The sequence below is a fragment of the Arthrobacter sp. Soil763 genome (genome assembly GCF_001428365.1).
Lineage (GTDB): Bacteria > Actinomycetota > Actinomycetes > Actinomycetales > Micrococcaceae > Arthrobacter.
This window is the reverse complement of record NZ_LMSH01000002.1, coordinates 1,095,498-1,118,801: the sequence shown is the minus strand read 5'-3', so window position 1 is coordinate 1,118,801 and position 23,304 is coordinate 1,095,498. Positions and strand designations below refer to the sequence as shown.

General features: G+C 67.8%; 18 protein-coding genes and 2 tRNA genes. 9 read left to right on the top strand and 11 right to left on the bottom strand.

What is annotated here, in order from left to right:
- Positions 1-234: 234 nt before the first annotated feature.
- From metG to ASG71_RS08770, 9 genes are all read right to left on the bottom strand, one after another.
- On the bottom strand, positions 235-1,794 hold the full coding sequence (gene metG, locus ASG71_RS08810) for a methionine--tRNA ligase (protein ID WP_056738251.1): 1,560 nt from the start codon (positions 1,792-1,794) through the stop codon (positions 235-237).
- A 9-nt stretch (positions 1,795-1,803) separates the two neighbouring features.
- Complete coding sequence (locus tag ASG71_RS08805; RefSeq protein WP_056738250.1) at positions 1,804-2,571, bottom strand: ABC transporter ATP-binding protein; 768 nt, start codon at positions 2,569-2,571, stop codon at positions 1,804-1,806.
- On the bottom strand, positions 2,568-5,357 hold the full coding sequence (locus tag ASG71_RS08800; protein ID WP_056738249.1) for an ABC transporter permease: 2,790 nt from the start codon (positions 5,355-5,357) through the stop codon (positions 2,568-2,570). The genes ASG71_RS08805 and ASG71_RS08800 overlap by 4 nt, the downstream gene beginning before the upstream one ends.
- A 203-nt stretch (positions 5,358-5,560) precedes the next feature.
- On the bottom strand, positions 5,561-7,156 hold the full coding sequence (gene serA, locus ASG71_RS08795; RefSeq protein WP_056738248.1) for a phosphoglycerate dehydrogenase: 1,596 nt from the start codon (positions 7,154-7,156) through the stop codon (positions 5,561-5,563).
- A gap of 130 nt (positions 7,157-7,286) precedes the next feature.
- Positions 7,287-8,312: a ketol-acid reductoisomerase gene (ilvC, locus tag ASG71_RS08790; protein WP_056738247.1), complete on the bottom strand. Its 1,026-nt coding sequence runs from the start codon at positions 8,310-8,312 to the stop codon at positions 7,287-7,289.
- 85 nt (positions 8,313-8,397) lie between these two features.
- Positions 8,398-8,910 carry an acetolactate synthase small subunit gene (ilvN, locus tag ASG71_RS08785; protein ID WP_056738246.1) on the bottom strand — a complete coding sequence of 171 codons (513 nt, stop codon included), beginning with the start codon at positions 8,908-8,910 and terminating at the stop codon, positions 8,398-8,400.
- A gap of 2 nt (positions 8,911-8,912) precedes the next feature.
- Complete coding sequence (locus ASG71_RS08780) at positions 8,913-10,811, bottom strand: acetolactate synthase large subunit (RefSeq protein ID WP_056738245.1); 1,899 nt, start codon at positions 10,809-10,811, stop codon at positions 8,913-8,915.
- 329 nt (positions 10,812-11,140) lie between these two features.
- Positions 11,141-12,862, bottom strand: a complete 1,722-nt coding sequence (ilvD, locus tag ASG71_RS08775; RefSeq protein WP_056738244.1) for a dihydroxy-acid dehydratase — start codon at positions 12,860-12,862, stop codon at positions 11,141-11,143.
- Between the two features lie 98 nt (positions 12,863-12,960).
- Positions 12,961-13,929, bottom strand: a complete 969-nt coding sequence (locus ASG71_RS08770) for a LysR family transcriptional regulator (RefSeq protein ID WP_056738243.1) — start codon at positions 13,927-13,929, stop codon at positions 12,961-12,963.
- A gap of 104 nt (positions 13,930-14,033) precedes the next feature.
- Between ASG71_RS08770 and ASG71_RS08765 the strand changes: the two genes are divergently transcribed.
- From ASG71_RS08765 to ASG71_RS08750, 4 genes are all read left to right on the top strand, one after another.
- The gene (locus ASG71_RS08765) at positions 14,034-14,993 is read left to right on the top strand and encodes a hypothetical protein (protein WP_056738242.1); all 960 of its coding nucleotides are present in this window, start codon (positions 14,034-14,036) and stop codon (positions 14,991-14,993) included.
- A gap of 73 nt (positions 14,994-15,066) precedes the next feature.
- Complete coding sequence (locus tag ASG71_RS08760; RefSeq protein ID WP_414826664.1) at positions 15,067-16,218, top strand: PQQ-dependent sugar dehydrogenase; 1,152 nt, start codon at positions 15,067-15,069, stop codon at positions 16,216-16,218.
- Positions 16,219-16,336: 118 nt separating this feature from the next.
- Positions 16,337-16,412: transfer RNA gene (locus ASG71_RS08755), tRNA-Lys, on the top strand.
- A 241-nt stretch (positions 16,413-16,653) separates the two neighbouring features.
- Positions 16,654-17,193 carry a hypothetical protein gene (locus ASG71_RS08750; protein ID WP_157366307.1) on the top strand — a complete coding sequence of 180 codons (540 nt, stop codon included), beginning with the start codon at positions 16,654-16,656 and terminating at the stop codon, positions 17,191-17,193.
- Here ASG71_RS08750 and ASG71_RS17110 read toward each other — a convergent pair.
- Entirely contained in the window at positions 17,190-17,324 is a 135-nt protein-coding gene (locus ASG71_RS17110) for a hypothetical protein (RefSeq protein ID WP_268760374.1), read from the bottom strand. The two genes, ASG71_RS08750 and ASG71_RS17110, sit on opposite strands and share 4 nt — an antisense overlap.
- Positions 17,325-17,626: 302 nt before the next feature.
- Positions 17,627-18,136: a MarR family winged helix-turn-helix transcriptional regulator gene (locus tag ASG71_RS08745; protein WP_082574972.1), complete on the bottom strand. Its 510-nt coding sequence runs from the start codon at positions 18,134-18,136 to the stop codon at positions 17,627-17,629.
- Between the two features lie 95 nt (positions 18,137-18,231).
- Between ASG71_RS08745 and bcp the strand changes: the two genes are divergently transcribed.
- The 5 genes from bcp (at position 18,232) to ASG71_RS08720 (ending at position 23,274) form a co-directional block, all read left to right on the top strand.
- The gene (gene bcp, locus ASG71_RS08740) at positions 18,232-18,705 is read left to right on the top strand and encodes a thioredoxin-dependent thiol peroxidase (RefSeq protein WP_056738239.1); all 474 of its coding nucleotides are present in this window, start codon (positions 18,232-18,234) and stop codon (positions 18,703-18,705) included.
- Positions 18,706-18,780: 75 nt separating this feature from the next.
- Positions 18,781-18,862, top strand: a tRNA-Leu gene (locus tag ASG71_RS08735).
- A gap of 269 nt (positions 18,863-19,131) precedes the next feature.
- Positions 19,132-19,818: a fasciclin domain-containing protein gene (locus ASG71_RS08730; protein WP_056738238.1), complete on the top strand. Its 687-nt coding sequence runs from the start codon at positions 19,132-19,134 to the stop codon at positions 19,816-19,818.
- A gap of 263 nt (positions 19,819-20,081) precedes the next feature.
- On the top strand, positions 20,082-21,692 hold the full coding sequence (locus tag ASG71_RS08725; protein ID WP_200947973.1) for an ABC transporter substrate-binding protein: 1,611 nt from the start codon (positions 20,082-20,084) through the stop codon (positions 21,690-21,692).
- Between the two features lie 79 nt (positions 21,693-21,771).
- Positions 21,772-23,274 (top strand): malate:quinone oxidoreductase, encoded by a 1,503-nt coding sequence (locus ASG71_RS08720; protein ID WP_056738237.1) that lies wholly within the window; start codon positions 21,772-21,774, stop codon positions 23,272-23,274.
- Positions 23,275-23,304: the final 30 nt, after the last annotated feature.

The window sequence follows — 23,304 nt, the reverse complement described above, 5'->3', positions numbered from 1 at the left end:
ATGAGAGTTACTCCCCTGCGGTTTCCTCAGACCGCTGACGCAGCAAAGCTATGACGGGGCAGAACGGCGAGTCCCGAGTAATCACTGCCCGCTTTCGAGTGCTGACCACTCGTTCCGCAGCGAAAACTACCTGTCCAGCCCGGAGACCACGGCTTAAACAAAATTGAGGTGGCATTTCACGGCAGTGTCCGGTTCGGACACTGCCGTGAAATGCCACCTCGACGGTGGGGCAGGTTAGGCCTCGGCGGGTTCCTCGTACTTGGGGAACACGGGAGCAGGCGCGGGCAGCTCGGTGCCGGCCTCGATCGGCGTCTGGAGCGCCGCGAAGTCGCGGGCTTCGCCGTCGGCCTGGCCCAGGCTGACGAGGATGGCGGCCGCCGCCGCCGGCATGACCGGCTGGGCGAGGATCGCGACGATCCGCAGGACCTCAAGGGTCACGTAGAGGACGGTGTTCATGCGTTCGACGTCGGTCTTCCGCAGCACCCACGGGGCCTGCTCGGCGAAGTACGCGTTGGTGTCCCCGAGCACGTTCCAGATGGCTTCGAGTGCCCGGCTGAACTCCTGCTTCTCGAACGCGGCGCGGGCGATGTCCAGCAGGCCGTTCGCCCGGCCCAGCAGGGCGGCGTCCTCGGCGCTGAACCCGGCCGGGACCGGGACGCGGCCCTCGCAGTTCTTGGCCACCATGGACAGCGACCGCTGCGCGAGGTTGCCGAAGTTGTTGGCCAGGTCCGAGTTCATCCGGCCGACGATCGCGTCGTGGCTGTAGTTGCCGTCGGCGCCGAAGGGAACCTCGCGGAGCAGGAAGAACCGCACCTGGTCCAGGCCGTACTGCGCCACCCAGTCAGCGGGCGCCACAACGTTGCCCAGCGACTTGGACATCTTGATGCCCTGATTGTGCAGGTGGCCGTGGATCATCACGCGCTTGGGCAGTTCCAGCCCGGCGGACATCAGGAACGCCGGCCAGTACACGGCGTGGAAGCGGGAGATGTCCTTGCCGATCACATGGACGTCCGCCGGCCAGTACTTCCGGAAGCTCTCGGACCCGGTGTCCGGGAAGCCGACGCCGGTCAGGTAGTTGGTCAGCGCGTCCACCCAGACGTACATCACGTGCTCCGGGTTGCCCGGGACCGGGACACCCCAGTTGAAGGAGGTGCGGCTGATCGAGAGGTCCTCGAGGCCGCCCTTGACGAAGCTGATGACCTCGTTGAAGCGGCTGTGCGGCGCACCGAACTCCGGGTGGTCGGCGTAGAGGGCCAGCAGCCGGTCCTGGTAGGCCGAGAGCTTGAAGAAGTAGCTCTCCTCCTCGGTCCAGGTCACCCCGGTGCCGGTCTCGGAGGCGTAGCGGAGCCCGTCCTCGCGGACCTCGGTTTCGTCCTCGACGAAGTAGCGCTCGTCGCGGACCGAGTACCAGCCGGCGTACTTGGACAGGTAGATGTCGCCGTTGGCTTCCATTCGCTGCCACAGGGCCTTGGCCGCCTCGTAGTGGTCCGGGTCCGTGGTGCGGATGAAGCGGCTGAGCGAGATGCCCAGGTCATCGCTCATCTGCCGGAACGCGGCCGAGTTGCGGTCGGCGAGTTCCTTGACCGGGATGCCTTCCTTTTCCGCCGTCTGCTGCATCTTCAGGCCATGCTCGTCGGTGCCGGTCATGAAGAAGACGTCGTAGCCGTCGAGCCGTTTGAACCGCGCCATGGCGTCGGTGGCGATGACCTCGTAGGCGTGGCCGATGTGCGGCACACCGTTGGGGTAGCTGATTGCCGTGGTGATGTAAAACGGGGTCTTTTCGGAAGGCGTCACGTTATAAACCTAGATCAGTTCGGTCAGGGTATCGCTCTGGCGGACAAGTTCGTGGTCATGTGAAGCGACCAGGACGGCGATGCCGTCGGACGTCGTGTCCTTGAGGATGCTGATGATGCGGTTCGCCGAGGTGCGGTCCAGGCTGGCGGTCGGCTCGTCGACCACCAGTACGCGGGTGCCGAGGATCAAAGCGCGGGCGATCGCGACGCGCTGGCGTTCGCCGCCGGAGAGCTGGGCCGGGCGGTGCCGCATGCGCCGGCCCAGGCCGACGAGGTCCAGGAGGTCCTTGGCCATGTCGCGGCGCTGGTCGACCTCGCCGTCGGGCACGGCAGGCAGCAGGACGTTCTCCAGCGCACTCATCCCGTCGATCAGGGCGCCGCCCTGGTCCACATAGCCGATCAGGGCGCGGCGCCGGTCGGCGATTTCGTCGTCGCCCATAGTCTCAAGCGAGTCGCCTTCCCAGAAGACCCGGCCCGACGTCGGCAGGGTCAGGCCCGCGCCGACGGTCAGGATGCTGGTCTTGCCCGAGCCGGACCGGCCGGCGATGCAGTGCATTTCCCCGGCGTGCAGGGTCATGTTGAAGTCGTCGACGACGTTGACGGCCTCGGCGCCGCCCTTGCCCCCGCCGTAGTGGATGGTGATGTTGCTCAGTTCCAGCGGGGTCGCGTGGTCCGCGGCCTTCACGATGGTGTTCGCGCGGGTCTGGTGGCTGCCGGTTCCGGTGCTCTCCGGCATCCGGTTCCGGGCCGTCCTGGTCAGGTTCAGCTCGTTAGTCATTGGACCACTTTCGTTGCAATCGGAATCCAGATAAGTACAGCCACCAGCCCGGCGATCCCGGCCCAGAGTGCGGCGTAGGGGGCGAGGAGCAGTCCCACGCCCAGGGCGCCCAGGACGCCGAGGGGCAGTGCGATGGCTCCCACCATGGCGTTTTCGAAGAAGCGGACCTGGCCCAGCATGTCCGGGTTCCAGCCCATCGCCTGCAGAATGCCCAGGTACTGGCGCTTGGCTCCGAGTTCGAAGCGGCCGGTGACCATGGTCAGCAGCAGGCCTACGGCCACCCCGGACAGGCCCAGGATGATGCTCGGCAGCGCGATGCTGGCAGCGGCGAGGCCGCTCAGTGCGCTGGCGCCGGCGGCCCGCGGAATGTCGATCAGCAGGGCGGCGAGTCCGCCCACCGCGGCGCCGAAGACGCCGACGGCGACGGCCAGGGAGCCGGTGTTGAACTTGTTGGTGCTCAGCTGCCGGCTGGCGAAGGTCAGCGGCGAGTCGACCGGGATGAGCCGCTCGTCGTGCTGCGGTTCCTGGTCGATGACCTCGCGGTGGCGCAGCTGCTGGGCGGCGAAGTACGCGGCGCCGCAGTACAGGACCAGGACCGAGGCGGAGACCACCGCGGTGGCCGGGTTCCAGCTGATCAGGCTCAGTACGATCCCGGCCAGGGCGAGGGCGGCAGCGCCGACGCCGAACTCGGCGAGCACCCAGCTGCGGATCCTGTTCTGCGTCCAGCCCATGGCCCGGAGCGTGCCGGCCTCGCGCCGGCGCTTGCGGACATAGCTGACGGTGGAGGCGCCGGTGAGCAGGGCTGCACCGCACAGGGTCAGGAAGAGCAGGGTGATGTTGGTGCCGGTCAGCGAGCCGGAGACAGCGTCGGCGGCGTCCTGCCGGACCCAGGACTGCTGGACGGTGCCCAGCGGGGATTCCTTGCCAGCGTCGTCCTTGGAGTAACCGGGCACGAAGATGCTGGCGTCCTCGCGGGCGGAACCGGCGACCACAGTGGCCTCCAGGCCCATGTCCCGGATTTCGTTGGCGAGCTTCTCCACCTCGGGCTGGGACTGCTTCCAGCTGCCCTCGACGTTGGCGCGGACGCGGACGGCGTCGATCACGGAGGCGTTCTTCTCGTAGCCGCGGGCGGCGGCCAGGCCGTAGTAGTCGGTGATGGCGCCGGCGGACTGGCTGACCAGCCCGGTGCCGCTGAGCGAGGGCTTCAGCGGCGCCTGGCCGGCGTCCTTGCCGTCGGCGTCCTTGGCCAGGGTCATCGGCGTGGGGTCATAGCCGCCCAGCGGCAGCCGGTTCACGTCGCCGGCGGCTTCCTGGACCTTGGCCGGGTCAAAGGTGCCGTAGACCATGGCCAGCGGGGTGGCCGGCTTCTTGCCAGTGGCGAGGTTCTCGCGGTAGGCACGCTCGTCCACCGGGGTGCGCTGGGTCTGGTCCACCGGGGCACCGTTGGCGCCCTTCTCCGGGAGACGGTTCACGGTGACCCAGTCGCCGGGGATCGCGGACTTGTCGACGGCGCCGTTGCCGGCGGTCTCGCCGTCCTTGTACTTGGGGGCGGCGGCGAAGTCGGTGCTCCACGTCGCCGGGTTGTAAAGGCCCTGGCCGAAGCTGCCGGTGTCGCCGAGGAGCTTGGAGAGGTCCTTGGAGCCGGGCCAGGCCAGCGCGAACGGGGACTTCGACACGAACGGCAGGTAGTCCTTGTCCAGCGAGCGGGTCGCGGTGCCGACCTCCTTGGTGACGTTGCCGGCATCGTCTATTTCCTCGATCTTGACCGAGTACTTCAGGTCCAGGGAGGTGCCGGAGCGGACGATCAGCGGGATCGCCTGCGAGTCATCGCTCAGCTGCCCGGCGCTCTTGGCCTGCTGGTACTGCGTCATCAGCGGCGCCCAGTACTTGAGCTTCACGCCGAGGAAGTCCGGGCCTTCCTTGAGCTGTTCCATGCTGATGCCGCTGGTGAAGAGGCTCTCGAAGTGGCGGCCGATCGCGCCGGCGTTGCGGGCGTCGGCCGGCGGGGCCTTCTCCAGCGGGGCCAGGAAGTCACCGGCGCCGCCCAGCAGGGCGCGCTCGGAGACGGGGTCGACGGCGACGACGGATTCGGTCACCTGCGGTGCCATCGGCAGCGAGACCGAGAGGTTGAAGAGGGTGTGCTCCGAGCCGCCGGCCGGTGCCGGGAACTTGATGCCGGTCTCGCCGTCGGGGCCGGCGATCCGGACGTTCTTGCCGCCGGCGACCTCTTCCTCGACGAGCCGGGCCTTGCCGAGGGAGCCTTCGGCGGTGGTCTTGAACAGCGTCTGTTCGGACTTGCCGTCGGAGCTGACGGCGCTGGCGGTGAGCCGGTACTTCTTGGGCGTGTCGCTCAGGACGGATTCCGCGGCCGGCCACTTGGAGGGGTCGGTGGCGGTGGGGTCCCCGGCGGTTCCGGCCAGACCCGCGTTGTAGCCGAGGTAGTCGGTGGCGTCCAGGCGCGGCGACTCGAGGTTCTGCGAGACCCGGGAGACCAGGCTGATCGGGGCGGCGACGGACGTGCCGGAGAGCTTGCGGATGGAATCGAGTTGTTCGAAACTGATGCCGCCCTGGCCGGTGGCGATCTCCGGCTGCATCAGCCCGCCGTCGTCCTTTGCCTTGGCCTGGACGAGGATGTCATAGAGCCCGCGGGAGTTCTGGTCGACGGTGCGATTCAGCGCTGCCTGCGACTGCCCCTGCACCAGGACGGACAGGCACATGGCCGCGATCAAAATGGACGCGGTCAGCAAAAGCACTCTGCTTCTGATGAACCTCTGGACGGCGTTCATTGGGCTCCTGAAAGCTGGATTGCGTGCGCACGCCGCAGTTCATTCCACACGGAAATGAAGGCGTCCCGGCCCGGGCGTGCAAAAGTAAGGGCCGGTCTGCCGGCCCAATCCGAAATTCGGACCTAGCCATTGTACGCAGACCGGCCGGTCGATCGTGGCCGACCGCGGCGAGTCGCCGCCGCGGCCTGCCACGTCGCGTGGGGTCAGTCCTCGAGGTCCACTTCGCGGACCATTTCGGCCCCGATGCCGGCCTTGATGGCGTCCAGCACCTGCTGCGGCACGGAGCTGTCGATCGTCAGCAAGGCCAGCACCTGGCCGCCCTCGGCCTGACGCGCCACCTGCATGCCGGCGATGTTGATGTTGTTCATGCCGAGGATGTGGCCGATGGTGCCGATCACGCCCGGGCGGTCCGAGTAGGCCACCACCACGAGGTGTTCGCTGATCGGGATTTCGACCTCGAAGCCGTTGATCCCGACCAGCTTTTCGACCTGCTTGGGGCCGGTCAAAGTGCCGGCCACCGAGATCTGGGTGCCGTCGCTCAGGGCGCCGCGCAGGGTCAGCACGTTGCGGTAGGACTCGGTGTCCGGGGTGGTGATGAGCCGGACGTTGATGCCGCGCTGCTCGGCGATAACCGGGGCGTTGACGTAGGAGACCTGTTCGGTGACGACGTCGGCGAAGATGCCCTTGAGCGCGGCGAGTTCGAGGACCTTGACGTCGAGTTCGGAGATCTCGCCGGCCACCTCGACGTCGAACTGGGTCAGCGACGCGTGCGTCATGGCGGTAAAAATCCGGCCGAGCTTTTCGATCAGCGGGATGCCGGGGCGCACGTCGGGGGCGATGATGCCGCCGGCGACGTTCACGGCGTCGGGCACCAGCTCGCCGGCGAGGGCCTGGCGGACCGATTTGGCGACCGAGACGCCGGCCTTCTCCTGGGCCTCGTCGGTGGAGGCGCCCAGGTGCGGGGTGACCACGACGTTGTCCAGCTTGAAGAACGGCAGGTCGGTGCTCGGTTCCTTGACGAAGACGTCGACGCCGGCGCCGGCGATCTCGCCGGACTGGAGCGCGGTGTACAGGGCTTCCTCGTCCACCAGGCCGCCGCGGGCGACGTTGACGACGTAGGCGCTGGGCTTCATCTTCTTGAACGCCTCGGCGCCGAGCATGCCGACGGTTTCCGGGGTCTTGGGCATGTGGATGGTGATGAAGTCAGACTGGGCCAGCAGCTCGTCCAGGGTCACCAGCTGCACGCCGAGCTGGGCGGCCCGGGCGGAGGTGATGTAGGGGTCGTAGGCCAGGATCTTGGTCTCGAAGCCCTTCAGGCGGGCCGCGACCAGCGCGCCGATCCTGCCCAGGCCGATGATGCCGACCTTCTTTTCGAACAACTCGGTGCCGGTGTACTTGGAGCGCTTCCACTCGCCGTCCTTGAGCGCGGCGGAGGCCTGCGGGATGTGGCGGGCGAGGCTGAGGATGTGGCCGACGGTCAGTTCGGCGGCGGAGACAATGTTCGACGTCGGCGCGTTGACCACCATGACACCGGCCTGGGTGGCGGCCTTGATGTCGACGTTGTCCAGGCCCACGCCGGCACGGGCGATCACCTTGAGGTTCTTCGCGGCAGCGATCGCCTCGGCGTCCACCTGGGTGGCGGAGCGGATCAGGATGGCGTCCACGTCGGCGATCGCGGAGAGCAGCTGGGAACGGTCGGCGCCGTCGGTCTGGCGGATTTCGAAATCCGGGCCGAGCGCGTCGACTGTGGCGGGCGAAAGTTCCTCAGCGAGGAGTACGACAGGTTTGGTGCTTGTCACCGGTGACCTCTTTAGCTCTCTTGTAATTCAGGTGGGGATTTTGGTGAAACGTCTGTGGTGCAGGTGGTGCTCAACGCGGGAGAGCCGGACCCCAGAAACTGGTGTCCGGCTCCCCTGCCGGTCAGTTGCCTTAGCGGGCTACCGAACCTTCGGTGTAGTCGTCTTCGTTCTTGATCCAGGAGAAGAGCTTGCGCAGTTCCCGGCCGGTGGCCTCGATCGGGTGGTTCTCACCCTTCTTGCGGAGCTCCTTGAATTCGGGGGCGCCGGCGTCCTGGTCGTCGATGAAGCGCTTGGCGAAGGTGCCGTCCTGGATGTCCTTCAGGACAGCCTTCATGTTTTCCTTCACCTCGGGGGTGATGACCCGCGGGCCGGAAACGTAGTCGCCGTACTCGGCGGTGTCGGAGACGCTCCAGCGCTGCTTGGCGATGCCGCCCTCGACCATCAGGTCGACGATCAGCTTCAGCTCGTGCAGCACCTCGAAGTACGCGACCTCGGGCTTGTAGCCGGCCTCGGTGAGGGTCTCGAAGCCGTACATGATCAGCTGCGAGGCGCCGCCGCAAAGCACGGCCTGTTCGCCGAAGAGGTCCGTTTCGGTCTCTTCGGTGAAGGTGGTCTCGATGACGCCGGCGCGGGTGCCGCCGATGGCCTTGGCGTAGGACAGGGCCAGTTCCTTGGCCTTGCCGGAGGCGTTCTGCTCGACCGCGATCAGGTCCGGCACGCCGCGGCCGGCTTCGAACTCGCGGCGCACAATGTGGCCCGGGCCCTTCGGGGCGACCAGGGCGACGTCGACGTCGGCCGGCGGCTGGATGTAGCCGTAGCGGATGTTGAAGCCGTGGCCGAAGAACAGGGCGTCGCCGGCCTGCAGGTTCGGAGCGATGTCCTCGGCGTAGACGTGGCGCTGGACCTGGTCCGGGGTGAGGATCATGATCAGGTCCGCTTCGGCGGTGGCGTCGGCGACGTTGAGCACGCGCAAGCCTTCGGCTTCGGCCTTGGCGCGGGACTTGGAGTCCTCCTTCAGGCCGACGCGGACGTCAACACCGGAATCGCGCAGGCTGAGGGCGTGGGCGTGGCCCTGGGAGCCGTAACCGATGACGGCAACGGTGCGGCCCTGGATGATCGACAGGTCGGCGTCGTCGTCGTAAAACATTTCAGTCACTGGGGTGTCTCCTTTGAATGGATTCTGTGGTGTTGTCTGTGAAATTCGGGGGTGTTGCGGGGTGCTTCGCGGGCCGGCGCGCCTTTTAGGCGGAGCGCAGGGCCCGATCACTCATGGAGCGGGACCCGCGGCCGACGGCCAGGGTTCCGGACTGCACGATTTCGCGGATGCCGAACGGCTCCAGCACTGACAGCAGTGCGGTGAGCTTGTCGGGGTGGCCGGTGGCTTCGATGACGACCGACTCGGTGGAGACGTCGACCACTGAAGCGCGGAAGAGGTCGGCTGCCTGGGTTACCTGCAGCCGGGTTGCGGCATCCGCACGTACCTTGACCAGGATGTGGTCGCGCTGTACGGAAGATTCGGGGGTGAGCTCGACGATCTTGATCACGTTGATCAGCTTGTTCAGCTGCTTGGTGACCTGTTCGATCAGCTCGCCGTCGGCGTCGACCACCACGGTCATCCGGGAGATGCCCGGTACCTCGGTGGGGCCGACGGCCAGGGAGTTGATGTTGAAGGCGCGGCGGGCGAAGAGGCTGGCCACGCGGGTCAGCACGCCGGGCTTGTCCTCGACCAGGACGGAGAGTGTGTGGCGGGTCATGTTCAGTCCTCTTCTTCCCAGTCCGGGGTCATGTTCCGGGCAACCTGGATCTGGTCGTTGCTCACGCCGGCGGGGACCATCGGCCACACCATCGAGTTCGGGCTGACGACAAAGTCGATGACGACCGGACGGTCGTTAATCGCCAGGGCCTGCTGGATGGTGGCATCGATGTCCTCGTCCCGCTCGCAACGGAAGCTGGCGCAGCCGTAAGCGTCCGCGAGCTTGACGAAGTCCGGGATCCGGACGGTGTCGTGGCCGGTGTTCAGGTCGGTGTTGGAGTAGCGGCCCTCGTAGAACAGGGTCTGCCACTGCCGCACCATGCCCAGCGAGGAGTTGTTGATCACCGCGACCTTGATCGGGATCTTGTTGATGGCGCAGGTGGCCAGTTCCTGGTTGGTCATCTGGAAGCAGCCGTCGCCGTCGATCGCCCAGACCACGCGGTCCGGGTTGCCGACCTTGGCGCCCATGGCCGCCGGCACGGCGTAGCCCATGGTGCCGGCGCCGCCGGAGTTCAGCCAGGCGTGCGGGCGTTCGTACTTGATGAACTGCGACGCCCACATCTGGTGCTGGCCGACTCCGGCGACGTAGACGCCCTCGGGCCCGGTCAAGGCGCCGATCCGTTCGATCACGCGCTGCGGGGCGGTGAGGCCGTCCTCCGGTTCGGTCCAGCCGAGCGGGTAGGTCTCCTTGAGGTTGTTCAGGAACGCCCACCAGTTCGTCAGGTCCGGGGTGCCGGTGGCGTCGAACTGGAGCCGCAGCGCCTCGGTGAGCTCCGGGATGATTTCCTTGACCGAGCCCACGATCGGGACATCGGCGGTGCGGTTCTTGGAGATCTCCGCCGGGTCGATGTCCGCGTGGATGACCTTGGCGTTGGGCGCGAAGGAGGACAGGATGCCGGTGACCCGGTCATCGAAGCGCGCACCGAGCGTGATCAGCAGGTCGGACTGCTGCAGCGCGGTCACGGCGGAGACCGTGCCGTGCATGCCGGGCATGCCGACGTGCTGCGGGTGCGAGTCCGGGAAGACGCCGCGGGCCATCAGGGTGGTGACCACGGGCGCGCCGGAGAGTTCGGCGAGTTCGCGCAGTTCCGCCGAAGCGTGCGCCTTGACCACGCCGCCACCGACGTAGAGCACCGGCTTGGTGGCCGCGGCGATCAGCCGGGCCGCCTCGCGGACCTGCTTGCTGTGGCCGCGGACCACCGGCCGGTAGCCCGGCAGGTCGATCTTCGGCGGCCAGGAGAACGTCGTCTGGCCCTGCTGGGCGTCCTTGGCGACGTCCACCAGGACCGGGCCGGGCCGCCCGGTGGAGGCCAGGTGGAACGCCTCGGCCATGACGTGCGGGATGTCGTCGGGGTTGGTGACCAGGAAGGAGTGCTTCGTGATCGGCATGGTGATGCCGACGATGTCCGCTTCCTGGAAGGCATCGGTGCCGATGACCCCGCTGGAGACCTGGCCGGTGATGACAACCATCGGCACGGAGTCCATGTGGGCGTCCATGATGGCGGTAACGAGGTTGGTGGCTCCGGGGCCGGAGGTGGCGATGCAGACGCCAACCCGCCCGGTAACCATGGCGTAGCCTTGCGCGGCGTGGCCGGCTCCCTGTTCGTGACGGACCAGAACGTGGTTCATTGTGGAGGCCATCAAGGGGTCATAGGTGGGCAGGATCGCGCCACCGGGCAAACCGAAAATGTCCTGCACGCCGAGTTCTTCGAGCGAGCGGACGATTGCTTGCGAGCCGGTCATCGGCGTCGGGGGTACGACGTTGTTCGGCCCAAGGACAGGAGAGACGGCAGCATGATCGACGCCGGCGTCGGCCGGACGGTCGACGCGTTCCGGAGCCTTGTGGGCTCCAGCGGACTTAGTGGCCATCAGCGAGGGGCTGATCGGCGATCCTTTGCTCATCGGACTCTTCCTTTGGTGGATCTGGGTTGGATCTACAGTGATCGGGTGGTGCTGGTGGAGCGGAAATAAAAAAACCCCTCAGCCTGGCGGCTCTTCGAGGGGTTTGCGCGTGGCGGTTCGTTACCAGGAACGGCTATTGAGCCACGCGCTTGGTAAGGACGACGACTGCAGCTGCGCAAGCGCCGCCGGTAACGATCTCGATCATGCGTTCAGTTTTCCCTCTACGTGAGACAGGTGTCAACGAGCCTGCGGCCTGTCTCACGATGTGGACGACACTGTCCACTGGTTGGGACCCGGGAGAAGGCATGCGCCCCCTCCCGGGTCCGCTATCACCCGCAGTAGGCGCCGGTGGAGGCGCTGTGGACCAGCTTGGCGTACTTCGCGAGTACACCCTTGGTGAACTTGGCCGGCAGCGGCTCCCAGCCCACCTTCCGGGCCTCCAGCTCGGCGGGCTCCACCAGCAGGTCGAACGAACGGGCGGCGATGTCCACGCGGATCCGGTCACCGTCCTTGACGAAGGCGATCGGACCACCGTCGACCGCTTCCGGCGCGACGTGGCCGATGCACAGGCCGGTGGTGCCGCCGGAGAAGCGGCCGTCCGTGAGCAGCAGGACGTCCTTGCCGAGGCCCGCGCCCTTGATGGCGCCCGTGATGGCCAGCATCTCGCGCATGCCCGGGCCGCCCTTGGGACCCTCGTAGCGGATGACGACGACGTCGCCGGCCTTGATCTCGCCGTTGTCCAGCGCGTCCAGGGCGCCCTGCTCGCGTTCGAAGACGCGGGCGGTGCCCTCGAAGACGTCGGCGTCGAAGCCGGCGCTCTTGACGACGGCGCCTTCCGGTGCCATCGAGCCGTGCAGGATGGTGATGCCGCCGGTCTTGTGGATCGGGTTGTCCAGGGCACGCAGGATCTTGCCGTCGACATCCGGCGGGTTGATCGCCTCGAGGTTTTCCGCGACGGTCTTGCCGGTCACGGTGAGGCAGTCGCCGTGCAGCAGGCCGGCGTCGAGCAGGGCCTTCATGATCACCGGCACGCCGCCGATCTTGTCGACATCGGTCATGACGTAGCGGCCGAAGGGCTTCAGGTCGCCCAGGTGCGGGATCTTGTCGCCGATCCGGTTGAAGTCGTCCAGGGTCAGCTCGACCTCGGCCTCGCGTGCGATGGCCAGCAGGTGCAGGACCGCGTTGGTGGAGCCGCCGAAGGCCATAGTGACGGCGATGGCATTCTCGAAGGCCTTCTTGGTCATGATGTCGCGGGCGGTGATGCCGAGGCGGAGCAGGTTCACCACGGCCTCGCCGGACTTCCGCGCGAAATCATCACGACGGCGGTCGGCCGACGGCGGGGCGGCGGAGCCGGGGAGGGACATGCCGAGGGCCTCACCGATGCAGGCCATGGTGTTGGCGGTGTACATGCCGCCGCAGGCACCTTCGCCCGGGCAGATGGCCTTTTCGATGCGGGTGAGGTCCTCCATGCTCATCTTGCCGGCGGCGCAGGCGCCCACGGCCTCGAAGGCGTCAATGAGGGTGACTTCCTTCTCCGAGCCGTCCTCGAGCTTGACCCAGCCGGGCATGATGGAGCCGGCGTAGAGGAAGACGCTGGCCAGATCCAGGCGGGCCGCTGCCATCAGCATGCCAGGGAGGGACTTGTCGCAGCCGGCCAGCAGCACCGAGCCGTCGATCCGCTCGGCCTGCATCACGGTCTCCACCGAATCGGCGATGACTTCGCGGGAGACGAGGGAGAAGTGCATGCCTTCGTGGCCCATGGAGATGCCGTCGGAGACGGAGATGGTGCCGAACTGCATCGGGAACCCGCCGCCGGCGTGGACGCCTTCCTTGGCGCCCTGGGCCAGCCGGTTCAGCGAGAGGTTGCAGGGAGTGATTTCATTCCACGAGCTGGCCACGCCCACCTGGGGCTTGGCGAAGTCATCGTCGCCCATGCCGACCGCACGGAACATGCCGCGCGCGGGGGCGGCGTGGATTCCGTCGGTGACGACCCGGCTGCGTGGCTTGATGTCCGGCTTGGTCTCTGTCGCTGTTTGGGTGTCCTCACTCATGGCTCAAAGTCTAGGGCTACGGCGCAGGCAGCAACGAGCCGGAGTGGCTCATTAAGCCCGATTCCGGGAATATTTCGCCCAAATAGTGGACTGTCGTCTCATTCTTCGGACGCCGACGTGTGCTGGGCGATCCCAAGGTGATCCGTGTCACGCAACTCGGGAGCTTCCGCCACCGCGCGGGCCTCATCCTTGAGCATGGTCAGCACCTGCTGGATCCGGGTGCGGGCCGCAGCCTCCGGGCGGGCCAGGGCCACGATGCTGCGGCTGGCCTTCACGCCCCGGAGCGGCCGGAGGACGAAGCCCCTCCCCTGGTTCTTCAGGGCCGTGTACCGCGGCAGCAGGCTGAGTCCGTGCCCGGCGCTGACCAGGGCCTCCAGGACGCGGAGGTCCGGATACAGCTGGGCCCGGACCGCCGGCGAATCGGCCTGCAGCTCGATCTGGCGCAGCACCGTGTCAAAGGGGAACCCGTCGGGCACGCCCATCCAGGGGAACCCGACGACATCCCCGGCGCTCAGGGCGGCCTTGCCGGCAAGGGCATGGCCTGCGGGGACCGCGACGTCGAGCGGTTCGTCCAGGAGCGGGATGACCTGCAGGCCCTGCCGGGCAAACACCCCGGGTCCGTCGACGCTGTGGGCGAGGACGATGTCATAGTCGGCGGCGAGGGATGCGAAGCCGGCGACGCCCGGGTCCTCAAAGTGGGCCTCGAAGCGGAGCCCGTCGATGTCCTTGACCCGGTGCAGCAGGCCCGGCAGGAACATCTCCGCCGCACTGGGGAAGAACGCGGCCCTGATCCGGGTCTGCCAGCCGCGCCGGTAGGTGTCAACGGTCGCCTCGGCGCGGGCCAGGGCCGTTGAGACGTCGGCGGCCGCGCCCGCCATGGCCAGCCCGGCCTCGGTCAGCCGCACTCCCCTGCCGGATTTCTCGACAAGGACGACGCCCAGTTCCTCCTGCAGCGTCTTCAGCTGCTGCGAGACGGCCGACGGCGTTACCCGCAGCGCTTCCGCGGCGGCACCGACCGTGCCGCGGTCCGCCAGTTCGCGGAGGATCCGCAGTCGCTTGAAATCCATGAAGCGAGGCTACACGGGGCGGTTCCGGAACGCTGGACAGCCCCGTCGGGCCGGACGTAACGTCAAGCAACGGCAACCCTGCCCCTGGACAGAAGGATTCCGCTATGGATTGGATTACCTGGCTCATCGTCATCGTGGTGATTGTCGGCGTCGTGTGGTGGCTGCTGAACCGCAACAACGCCCGCAGCGGCGCGGGGACCTCCGCACAGCAGAGGTCCGCCGACCAGGCTCCTGCCAGCGGTGAACGCCACGACGGCGCCCTGTCCGGCGGGACGGCCGCATCATCGGCCGCCGCGGCCGCCACCACCGGGATGCCCTCCGCCGCCGGATTCGGCAACGCCGAACCGGTGCCGCCGACGACGGCCGACGACGAGGCTGCTGCTGCGGCGGCCCGGCCGACCGGTGAGGAGCCGGCTGCCGGCGCCGCGAGTGACGGCGGCATCGCCGAAGCCGGCGTCACCGAGAAAACGGGCACCGAGAACACCGAGTGGGAAACGCAGTGGTCCGAGACGCCGCCGGCCGACACCCACGCCGCACCGCACCATGAAGCCCCGCACGCGGGCCACCCGCGCCACGAGGCAACCGCCGGGACCGCCGCCGGCACCGCCGAAGCGGCCGCCGCCCCGGTGCACCACGACGAGTACACCGGTCCGCACGCCCCGACCCTTCCCGGCGCGGAATCCGCCGCGGCAGAGGCCGCCGACCTTGAGACCGCCCAGGCAGCCGCCTCGGCCGCCGCCACCGAGGGATCTGCCAGCCATTACGCGGAACCCCGCACCGCCGAGCCCCACACCGCCGAGCCTGCCCCCAGTGCCGAGCCGGCCCAGGCACCCGCACCGGCCGGGCACCTCGCCGTCGAGCAGCCCTACGGCGAGGGCTCGGCCGCCCCGGCTGCGGATGGAAGCGGACCGGAAGGCTTCACCGTGAAGGGAAACGCCTCGTCGATGATTTACCACGATGAGACCAGCCCCTCCTACGAGGAAACCCGCGCCGAGGTCTGGTTCGAGTCCGTAGCCCACGCCGAGGCCGCAGGGTTCCGTCCCCCGCGCCGTTCGCGCCTCTAGCCGGACGGCGTCCCGGCCAGTGCGAGGGCACACGCCACGTCGAAGCGCCCCGGCAGCATCAGCGGCCGGGGCGCTGGCGGCTGCACTGGCCCTCGCGGTCTCGGGCTGTACCGGCACGGCAGGCACGCCCGTCGCGCCACCCGCCACCGGCAGTGCACTGGCCACCGAAGGGGGTACCTCTTCCGGCAGCCCGGCGACTTCCGCGCCGCCCGCCTCCGGACCGTCCGCGCCGCGACCGTCGGCCCCGGGCCCATCCGCCACGGCCCCACGCGTCGTGGCGCGGATCAACGCCAATCTTTCAATCCCCTGGTCGATCGTCTTCCTGCCCGACGGCACCGCACTGATCTCCGAACGGGACAGCGCGCTCCTCAAGGCAGTGCGCCCCGGCGCCCAGGGCGCGGCCACCACCGTGGGCCAGGTGCCCGGCGTCGTGCCCGGCGGCGAGGGCGGCCTGCTGGGACTGGCACTGTCCCCCGGCACCGGCAGCGGCCGCCACCTGTACGCCTACTTCACCGCCGCGTCCGACAACCGGATTGCGCGCTTTCGGCTGGGCCCGGACGGTGTGCCGGACCTGGGCGCCCCGAAGGTGATCTTCTCCGGGATCCCCAAGGCAGCCACCCACAACGGCGGCCGGATCCGTTTCGGCCCGGACGGGTTCCTCTACGTCGGCACCGGGGACGCCCGCCGCAGCGGGGATCCGCAGGACCGCGACGCCCTCGGCGGCAAGATCCTGCGGCTTACCGCGGACGGCAAGCCGGCGCCCGGAAACCCCTTCGGAAACAACCCGGTGTACAGCCTGGGCCACCGCAACGTCCAGGGACTGGACTGGGACAGTGCGGGGCGGCTGTGGGCCAGCGAGTTCGGCCCCGACGTCAACGACGAACTCAACCTGATCGTGCCCGGCGGCAACTATGGCTGGCCGGAGGTGACCGGGGCGCCGCACCGGGGCAGGTTCCGGGACGCCGCAGCAGTGTGGCCGTCGACGGCGGACTCCTCACCGAGCGGCCTTGAGATCGTCGGCGATACCGCCTACCTCGGGGCGCTCCGCGGGCAGCGTCTCTGGACGATCGCGCTGCGGGGCGAAACCGCCGGCGAACCTGTGGCCTATTTCACACGGCAGTACGGCCGAATCCGCGACGTTTCGCTCGCCCCGGACGGACGGCTGTGGGCCCTCAGCAACGGCCAAAACCCTGATTTTGCGCTGGTTTTGGAGCTCCCCGGGTAGCCACACGCCGACGCCCGGGCCCCGATTTCACACTGCACCAAATCTCGTGTAGAGTTTCATGTCGTTGCGGAGAACACCGCGGGAAATAAACAGCCCGGGGAGAACGAAAACAACAACTGCACCTCTAGCTCAACTGGCAGAGCAATTGACTCTTAATCAATGGGTTCCGGGTTCGAGTCCCGGGGGGTGCACCACAAGAAAACCCGTTCGGCAGGCTGAAAAGTCCGCCGGGCGGGGTTTCTGCTTTAACCGCCCACAGGAAGGCGTTTGCCCTCCGCAGGCCAGACGGACGAGTTTGCCCTTCGACGGTGCGCTTAGGGGCGCGCGTGCCGGCCAAGTCCGACGGCGCCGGCGGCCGCCACGAGCAGCCCGCCCAGGGACAGCAGCACGCCGCCGGCGGCGGTAAGGCCGGAACTCCCGGAGCGTGCGTCCGCCGTGTCAGCCGCTGTGGAGTCCAATCCGGCGATCGGCGGCTCCCCCGCGTCCGGGACGACGGTCGACGTGCCAGGGGCTGCGGAGGCCGGGACGGCGCTCGTGGCGGCAGGGCGCGGCGAAGCCGGAACGGCAGTGCGGGAGGGGCTGACGGTTACTGCCGGAACTGCTGGGCTGGGCGCGGCCGTTGTCCCGGGCGCCTGCGTCGGCCTGCCGCCGGGCGGCGGCGCCGGGGCAGGGGCGGGCGAGGTCGTTCCGACCGACGGCGAAGGCCTGGCCGTGGGTGGAGGCGCTGTAGTGGACGTGGGAGAAGCCTGGCACCCGGGCAACGGGAGCAGCACCACCGGCCCGCAGGGCCCGGCATGGGCCGGCGTGGCAGCGGCCGGAACTGCCCAAAGGATGAACGCCAGCGCGGCGGTGGCGCTCCCCAGCTTCCCCGCTTTTGGCTGCGTGGCCGACCGGCGCTTCCTGCCATACCGCCACCCGGGGCGGCACGGCGATAGCCGGGCCGTCGAAGGAGCGGGCATCGGGCGCGGGTCCTAGCGGCGCTCGGCGGTTGCGAGCTGGAAGTGGATCGGCAGTGCCAGTTGAATCGGCGCAGCACCGACCGGCTCGTCAAGCAGCTCGTTGATCGAGGTCTGCCCTTCCAGCTCAACAGTCAGCTGCGCATCCATGCCTCGATCCTAATTCCGCTCCGTGCCCGGCACGGGGAAGGACACGCAACCGGTCGGGCATACGCCGGACTGCCGCCGGACGCCATAGGGGTCAGCGCACAGCTTCGACCGGTTCCGGGTGGGGATCACAGGCGTCGCAGAACACGGCCACGGTCAAGTCTCCGCAGCACTGGCAGCGATGTTCGAAAGATCTGGCTTCGAGGACATATCGAGTCATGAACCCATGCTTCACGAGCGCGCGGCTATCGAAACCAGTAGTCAGTACTTGCTTCCCGGGGGCCGGGAGGGTCGGAGGGAAACGCCTACAGGGCGTCTGCAGTAACTCCGGCGTCGGAAGCCGCCACAGCTTGCGCCACGGCCACCGGGTCCGCAGAGGTGACGATAGCCTTGGCCTCGGTCGTGGAGATCCGGTTGGCCAGCTCGCGGACCACGGACTTCAGCTCGTGCCGAAGCGCGTCCGGGTCAATCGACGCCGCCGCCAGAACGGACCGCTCCATGTCGGCCGCCGTGACGACCGCTTCGCGGCCGCGGTCGGTCAGGGTGACGACGTGGCTGCGGCGGTCCGAGGGGCTGCGCTCCCGGGAAATGTGTCCATGGGCCTCGAGCCGGCTCAGGGTTTTCCCCATGGTCTGGGCTTGGACCCTCACCAGTTGCGCCAGTTGCGCTTGGGTCATGGGTCCTTGGGCGGAAAGCACTTCCATCGCAATGACCCCCGCGTGGGTCAGGCCGATCGCCCCCAGTTTTTCGTTCCAGGAGTGTTCAACTAGGCGTGCTGCCGTCGACAATAGGCGGCCGGTTGGCCAGCGTTCCATATCAGGCATACCCAAGAGTATAGCGAGTGTCCGATTCGGAGCCGCCGCCGGTGCTAAGTAGGCTGGGATTCCCCAGATTTCCCAAGGAGATGAACATGCCCGAACGACTTGTCCCCGGAGACGAAGCGCCGGACTTCCGGCTGCCGGACGCGGCCGGCAACGAGGTAGCGCTGCGGGACTTCCGCGGCCGCCACACCGTGGTCTACTTCTATCCCGCCGCCGCCACGCCCGGGTGCACCAAGCAGGCCTGCGACTTCCGGGATTCCCTGACTGCGTTGCAGGCTGCCGGCTACGAGGTCCTCGGCATCTCCCCCGACCCCGTGGCCAAGTTGGCCGCGTTTGCCGCAGCCGAAGGGCTCACCTTCCCCTTGCTGTCCGATCCGGACCACGCCGTGGCGGAGGCCTACGCGGCGTGGGGTGAGAAGAAGAATTACGGCCGCACCTACGAGGGCCTGATCCGGTCCACGGTGGTCGTCCGCCCCGACGGCAAGGTCACCCTGGCGCAGTACAACGTGCGCGCCACCGGCCACGTCGCCAAGCTGCTCCGCGATCTGCAGCTGGCCGGCTGACCGGCAGGCAACGGTCTGTAGAATGGTGGCTGGCGTGCGTTGACGGGGCCCGTTCGGCCCCGACGACGGCGCAGCGCGCGAGTGGTGAAATTGGCAGACACGCAGGATTTAGGTTCCTGTGCCTTCGGGCGTGGGGGTTCAAGTCCCCCCTTGCGCACTTTGGAAAAGAACCCCGGTCTTCGGACCGGGGTTCTTTTTTGTGTCCCCTTATGCGGGCTTGAATTCCGCAACCCGGAAGCAGGTCCGGCAGCGGGCGCCGGAGGTCCGGGAAAAAGAAATTCATATTCCACCCATCCCCTGTCGCCGGACACCCGAATATCCAGTGAGACACCAGCCAAGGGTCGGTGCCCACCAGTCGGAGAAACGCCACAGCGGCAAAGAGCGCCGCTGCCGGCAATGAAATCGGCACAACAAAGGAGATTCGAAATGCAGACCATCAAGCGCACGACTTTCGCCGTTGCAGGTATCGCAGCCGCCGCCATGCTCAGCCTCACCGCCTGCGGCGGTTCCACCAGCGGCTCCAGCTCCTCGGCGCCGGCCGCCGCACCGTCCGAATCCGGCATGGCCTCAAGCATGGCACCGTCGCCGTCGATGAGCTCCTCCGCCGCAGCCATGGACCCGGCCGCCGACCTCGTCGGCTCCGGCTGCGAGGCCTACGCCGCCCAGGTTCCCGACGGCAAGGGCTCCGTCGCCGGCATGGCCCTGGACCCGGTCGCCACGGCCGCCTCCAACAACCCGATCCTGACCACCCTGACCGCAGCCGTTTCAGGCAAGCTCAACCCCAAGGTCAATCTGGTGGACACCCTCAACGGCAGCGAGTTCACGGTCTTCGCGCCGACGGATGACGCGTTCAAGAAGATCGACGCCGCCACCATTGACAAGCTCAAGACGGACGACGCCCTGCTGAGCAAGATCCTGACCTACCACGTTGTTCCCGGCAAGGTCAGCCCGGCCGAGATTGTGGGCACCCACAAGACCGTCCAGGGCGGCTCGGTGACCGTCACCGGCAGCAAGGATGCGCTCAAGGTCGACGGCGCCAACGTCGTGTGCGGTGGCGTCAAGACCGCCAACGCCACGGTCTACATGATCGATTCGGTCCTGATGCCCAAGTAGGCATTGCCTAGACCTCCTGTCACGGATCCAGCCTGACTCCCTGGGTCCCCCGGAGAAAACGAAGGCCCGCACCCCCGGTGCGGGCCTTCGCCGTGTCCCCGGGATTCACCGGGCAGGTCAACTAGACTGGGCTTTGGCCGCAGCCGGCGGCCGCCCAGTTCCCAGAGGTGATTCCTTCAGTGCCCAGCAGTCCCGCGCCCAGAAGTAGCGGCCCCCGCAGCACAGTGCGCCGCATCGCCGCCGGCGTCGGGGCGGTCCTGCTCATGCTCCCGCTGGCCTCCTGCACCGGAGTCCCCGGCCCCACGCCGTCGTCCTCCTCCGCCTCCACCCCCGCCGGCCCCACCGCCACCTTCACCTTCGGCACCGCCTCGCGCCCGCTGGGCCTGGACCCGGCACTCGTCTCCGACGTCGACTCCTACCGCATCACCCGGCAGATCCTCGAAGGCCTGGTCGGCGTCGACCAGACCAGCGGCAAGCCCACCCCGTTGCTCGCCACCGAGTGGACCACGAGCGAGGACGGCAGGTCCTACACGTTCACCCTGCGGGAGAAGGTCAAGTTCCAGGACGGCACCGCGTTCAACGCCGCAGCCGTGTGCACCAACTTCAAGCGTTGGTTCAACTTCTCCCCGGCACTGCGCAAGCAGGCCCCGGGCAGCAGCTTCAAGGGCGTGTTCATGGCCCACGCCGACCAAGCCCCGCTGTCCATCTACAAGGACTGCAAGGCACTCTCCGCCGGCAGCGTCCGGATCGACCTGACCCAGCCGTTCACCGGTTTCCTCCAGGCGCTCACCCTGCCCGCGTTCGCGATCTCCTCGCCGCGCGCCCTGGCCGCCGGCTCGGCGGACGTGCTGAACCAGAACCGCGAGGGCCAGCCGGTGTCCGCCTACGCCCTGCACCCGGTGGGCACCGGACCCTATGTCTTCGGCTCGTGGGACAACAACACCGTCACGCTGAACACCAACAAGGGCTACTGGGGCGACCGCGGCCAGATCGCCACGATCAACTTCATCAGCTACGACCACCCGCAGACCCGGTTGCAGGCGCTGCTGGACGGCAAAATCGACGCCTACGACTCGGTCACGGTGGGCAACTTCGACCAGCTGGTCAAGCGCGGCAAGCAGATCATCCAGCGCGACCCGTTCTCCGTCATGTACCTGGGCATGAACCAGCAGGTGCCCGTGCTGCGGGACCTGAAGATCCGGCAGGCGATCGAGATGGCCCTGGACAAGGACACCCTGATCCGGAAGTTCTTCATCGACAACACCTCGGCCGCCTCGCAGTTTGTGCCGCCGAAGCTGAGCGGTTTCAATAACAACGCCCCGTCCCTGGGCTACGACCAGGCCAAGGCCAAGAAACTGCTGGCCGACGCCGGGTATAAGGGCGAAGAACTCAAGTTCTACTACCCGCTGAACGTCGCCCGCCCCTACCTGCCGACTCCGGAGAAGGTCTACGCCGAGATCAGCCGCCAGCTCACAGCCGTCGGGCTCAACATCAAGCCCATGCCGGTGGACTGGTCCGACGGGTACCTGCAGAAGGTCACCTCCCCCGGCGACCACGCCCTCCACCTGCTCGGCTGGAACGGCTCCTACGCGGACCCGGACAATTTTGTCGGCCCGCTGTTCGGCGAAAAGACCGGCGAGTTCGGCTACCAGGATCCGCAGGTGTTCTCCAAGATCCTGCGGGCCCGGGGCCTGCCGGACGGCAAGGAACGGACCGAGCAGTACCAGACCATCAACGCCCAGATCGCCGAGTCGGTGCCGGCGGTGCCGATCGCCTTCCCGATCTCGGCGCTGGCCCTGTCCGACCGGGTGCTGAAGTACCCGGCGTCGCCGGTGCTGAACGAAGTTTTCACGAACGTCCAGCTAAAGCCTTGACGTAACAGGCCAATTTCAGTTAGTGGGCGGTGCAGGGATATTCTGTGACAGCCAGAGCCGCTGCTATCGGAGACTGATCGTGACTTTCATTTCCAAGACCCAACATGCCGACGTCGTCCTGATTGGCGGCGGCATCATGAGCGCCACGCTCGGCGCATTCCTCAAGCAGCTTGAGCCGAACTGGACCATCTCCCTCTTCGAGCGGCTGGACCAGCCGGGCCTGGAAAGCTCCGGCCCGTGGAACAACGCCGGCACCGGCCACGCCGCCCTGTGCGAGCTGAACTACTCCCCCGCAGCCAAGGACGGCTCGGTGGATCCGGCCAAGGCGCTGCATATCAACGAGCAGTTCCAGCTCTCCCGCCAGTTCTGGTCCCACCTGGTCACCAACTCGCTGATCGGCTCGCCCAAGGGCTTCATCAACACCGTCCCGCACATGAGCTTTGTCGTCGGGGACGCGAACGTGAACTTCCTGCGGACCCGCTACGAGGCGCTGAAGCCGAACCCGCTGTTCCGCTCGATGGAGTACTCCGAAGACCAGGCCCAGATCGCCAAGTGGGCCCCGCTGATCGTCAAGGGCCGCGACCCCAAGCAGCGCGTCGCCGCCACCCGCGCCGCTGAGGGCACCGACGTCGACTTCGGCGCCCTGACCCGCGAACTGACCGGCTACCTCGGCAACAACGGCGTGGAAATCAACTACGGCCACGACGTCACCGGCATCAAGCGGGCCTCCGACGGCGGCTGGGACCTTGAGCTCAAGCACCCGCGGTCCGGCGAGCACGGCTCGATCCACGCGAAGTTCGTCTTTGTCGGCGCCGGCGGCGGTGCCCTGCACCTGCTGCAGGCCTCCGGCATCCCGGAGAGCAAGGGCTACGGCGGATTCCCCGTCTCCGGCCAGTTCTTCCGCTGCACCGACGAGACCCTGGCCGCCCAGCACAGCGCCAAGGTCTACGGTCAGGCCTCCGTGGGCGCCCCGCCGATGTCCGTCCCGCACCTGGACACCCGGTTCGTCAACGGCAAGCGCAGCCTGCTGTTCGGCCCGTACGCCGGGTTCTCCACCAACTTCCTGAAGAACGGCTCCTACCTGGACCTGCCGCTGTCGATCCGCCCCTCCAACATCATCCCGATGCTGGCCGTGGCGAAGGACAACATGGACCTCACCGCCTACCTGGTCAAGGAAGTCGCCAAGCGGCACGGCGCCAAGGTCGAGGCCCTGCGCGAGTACTACCCGGAGGCCAAGGACGGCGACTGGGAACTGATCACCGCCGGCCAGCGCGTCCAGATCATCAAGAAGGACCCGAAGAAGGGCGGCGTGCTGCAGTTCGGCACCGAGGTCATCGCCGGCCGCGACGGCTCCATCGGCGCGCTGCTGGGTGCGTCCCCGGGCGCCTCCACGGCCGTGCCGATCATGATCGAGCTGCTGCAGAAGGCCTTCCCGAAGAACTTCAAGGGCTGGCAGTCCAAGCTCAAGGAGATGATGCCGGGCTACGGCGTCAAGCTCAACGAGAACCCGGACCTCGCGGCCCAGCTCGAGGCCGACACGGCCCGGGCCCTGCAGCTGGAACCGGTCCCGGCCGGCCGCTGAAACTCTGCCGGGTTGCGGCACGTTTAGTCC

Excerpts from the sequence above, each read along its gene's own strand:
- ASG71_RS08765 (WP_056738242.1), top strand. The coding sequence starts at position 14,034 with ATGGATTGGATTACCTGGCTCATCGTCATCGTGGTGATTGTCGGCGTC.
- ASG71_RS08770 (WP_056738243.1), bottom strand. The coding sequence starts at position 13,929 with ATGGATTTCAAGCGACTGCGGATCCTCCGCGAACTGGCGGACCGCGGC.
- ASG71_RS08725 (WP_200947973.1), top strand. The coding sequence starts at position 20,082 with ATGCTCCCGCTGGCCTCCTGCACCGGAGTCCCCGGCCCCACGCCGTCG.
- ASG71_RS08800 (WP_056738249.1), bottom strand. The coding sequence starts at position 5,357 with ATGAACGCCGTCCAGAGGTTCATCAGAAGCAGAGTGCTTTTGCTGACC.
- ASG71_RS17110 (WP_268760374.1), bottom strand. The coding sequence starts at position 17,324 with ATGGATGCGCAGCTGACTGTTGAGCTGGAAGGGCAGACCTCGATCAAC.
- ilvD (WP_056738244.1), bottom strand. The coding sequence starts at position 12,862 with ATGAGTGAGGACACCCAAACAGCGACAGAGACCAAGCCGGACATCAAG.
- ASG71_RS08780 (WP_056738245.1), bottom strand. The coding sequence starts at position 10,811 with ATGAGCAAAGGATCGCCGATCAGCCCCTCGCTGATGGCCACTAAGTCC.
- ASG71_RS08745 (WP_082574972.1), bottom strand. The coding sequence starts at position 18,136 with ATGGAACGCTGGCCAACCGGCCGCCTATTGTCGACGGCAGCACGCCTA.
- bcp (WP_056738239.1), top strand. The coding sequence starts at position 18,232 with ATGCCCGAACGACTTGTCCCCGGAGACGAAGCGCCGGACTTCCGGCTG.
- ASG71_RS08805 (WP_056738250.1), bottom strand. The coding sequence starts at position 2,571 with ATGACTAACGAGCTGAACCTGACCAGGACGGCCCGGAACCGGATGCCG.
- ASG71_RS08730 (WP_056738238.1), top strand. The coding sequence starts at position 19,132 with ATGCAGACCATCAAGCGCACGACTTTCGCCGTTGCAGGTATCGCAGCC.
- ilvN (WP_056738246.1), bottom strand. The coding sequence starts at position 8,910 with ATGACCCGCCACACACTCTCCGTCCTGGTCGAGGACAAGCCCGGCGTG.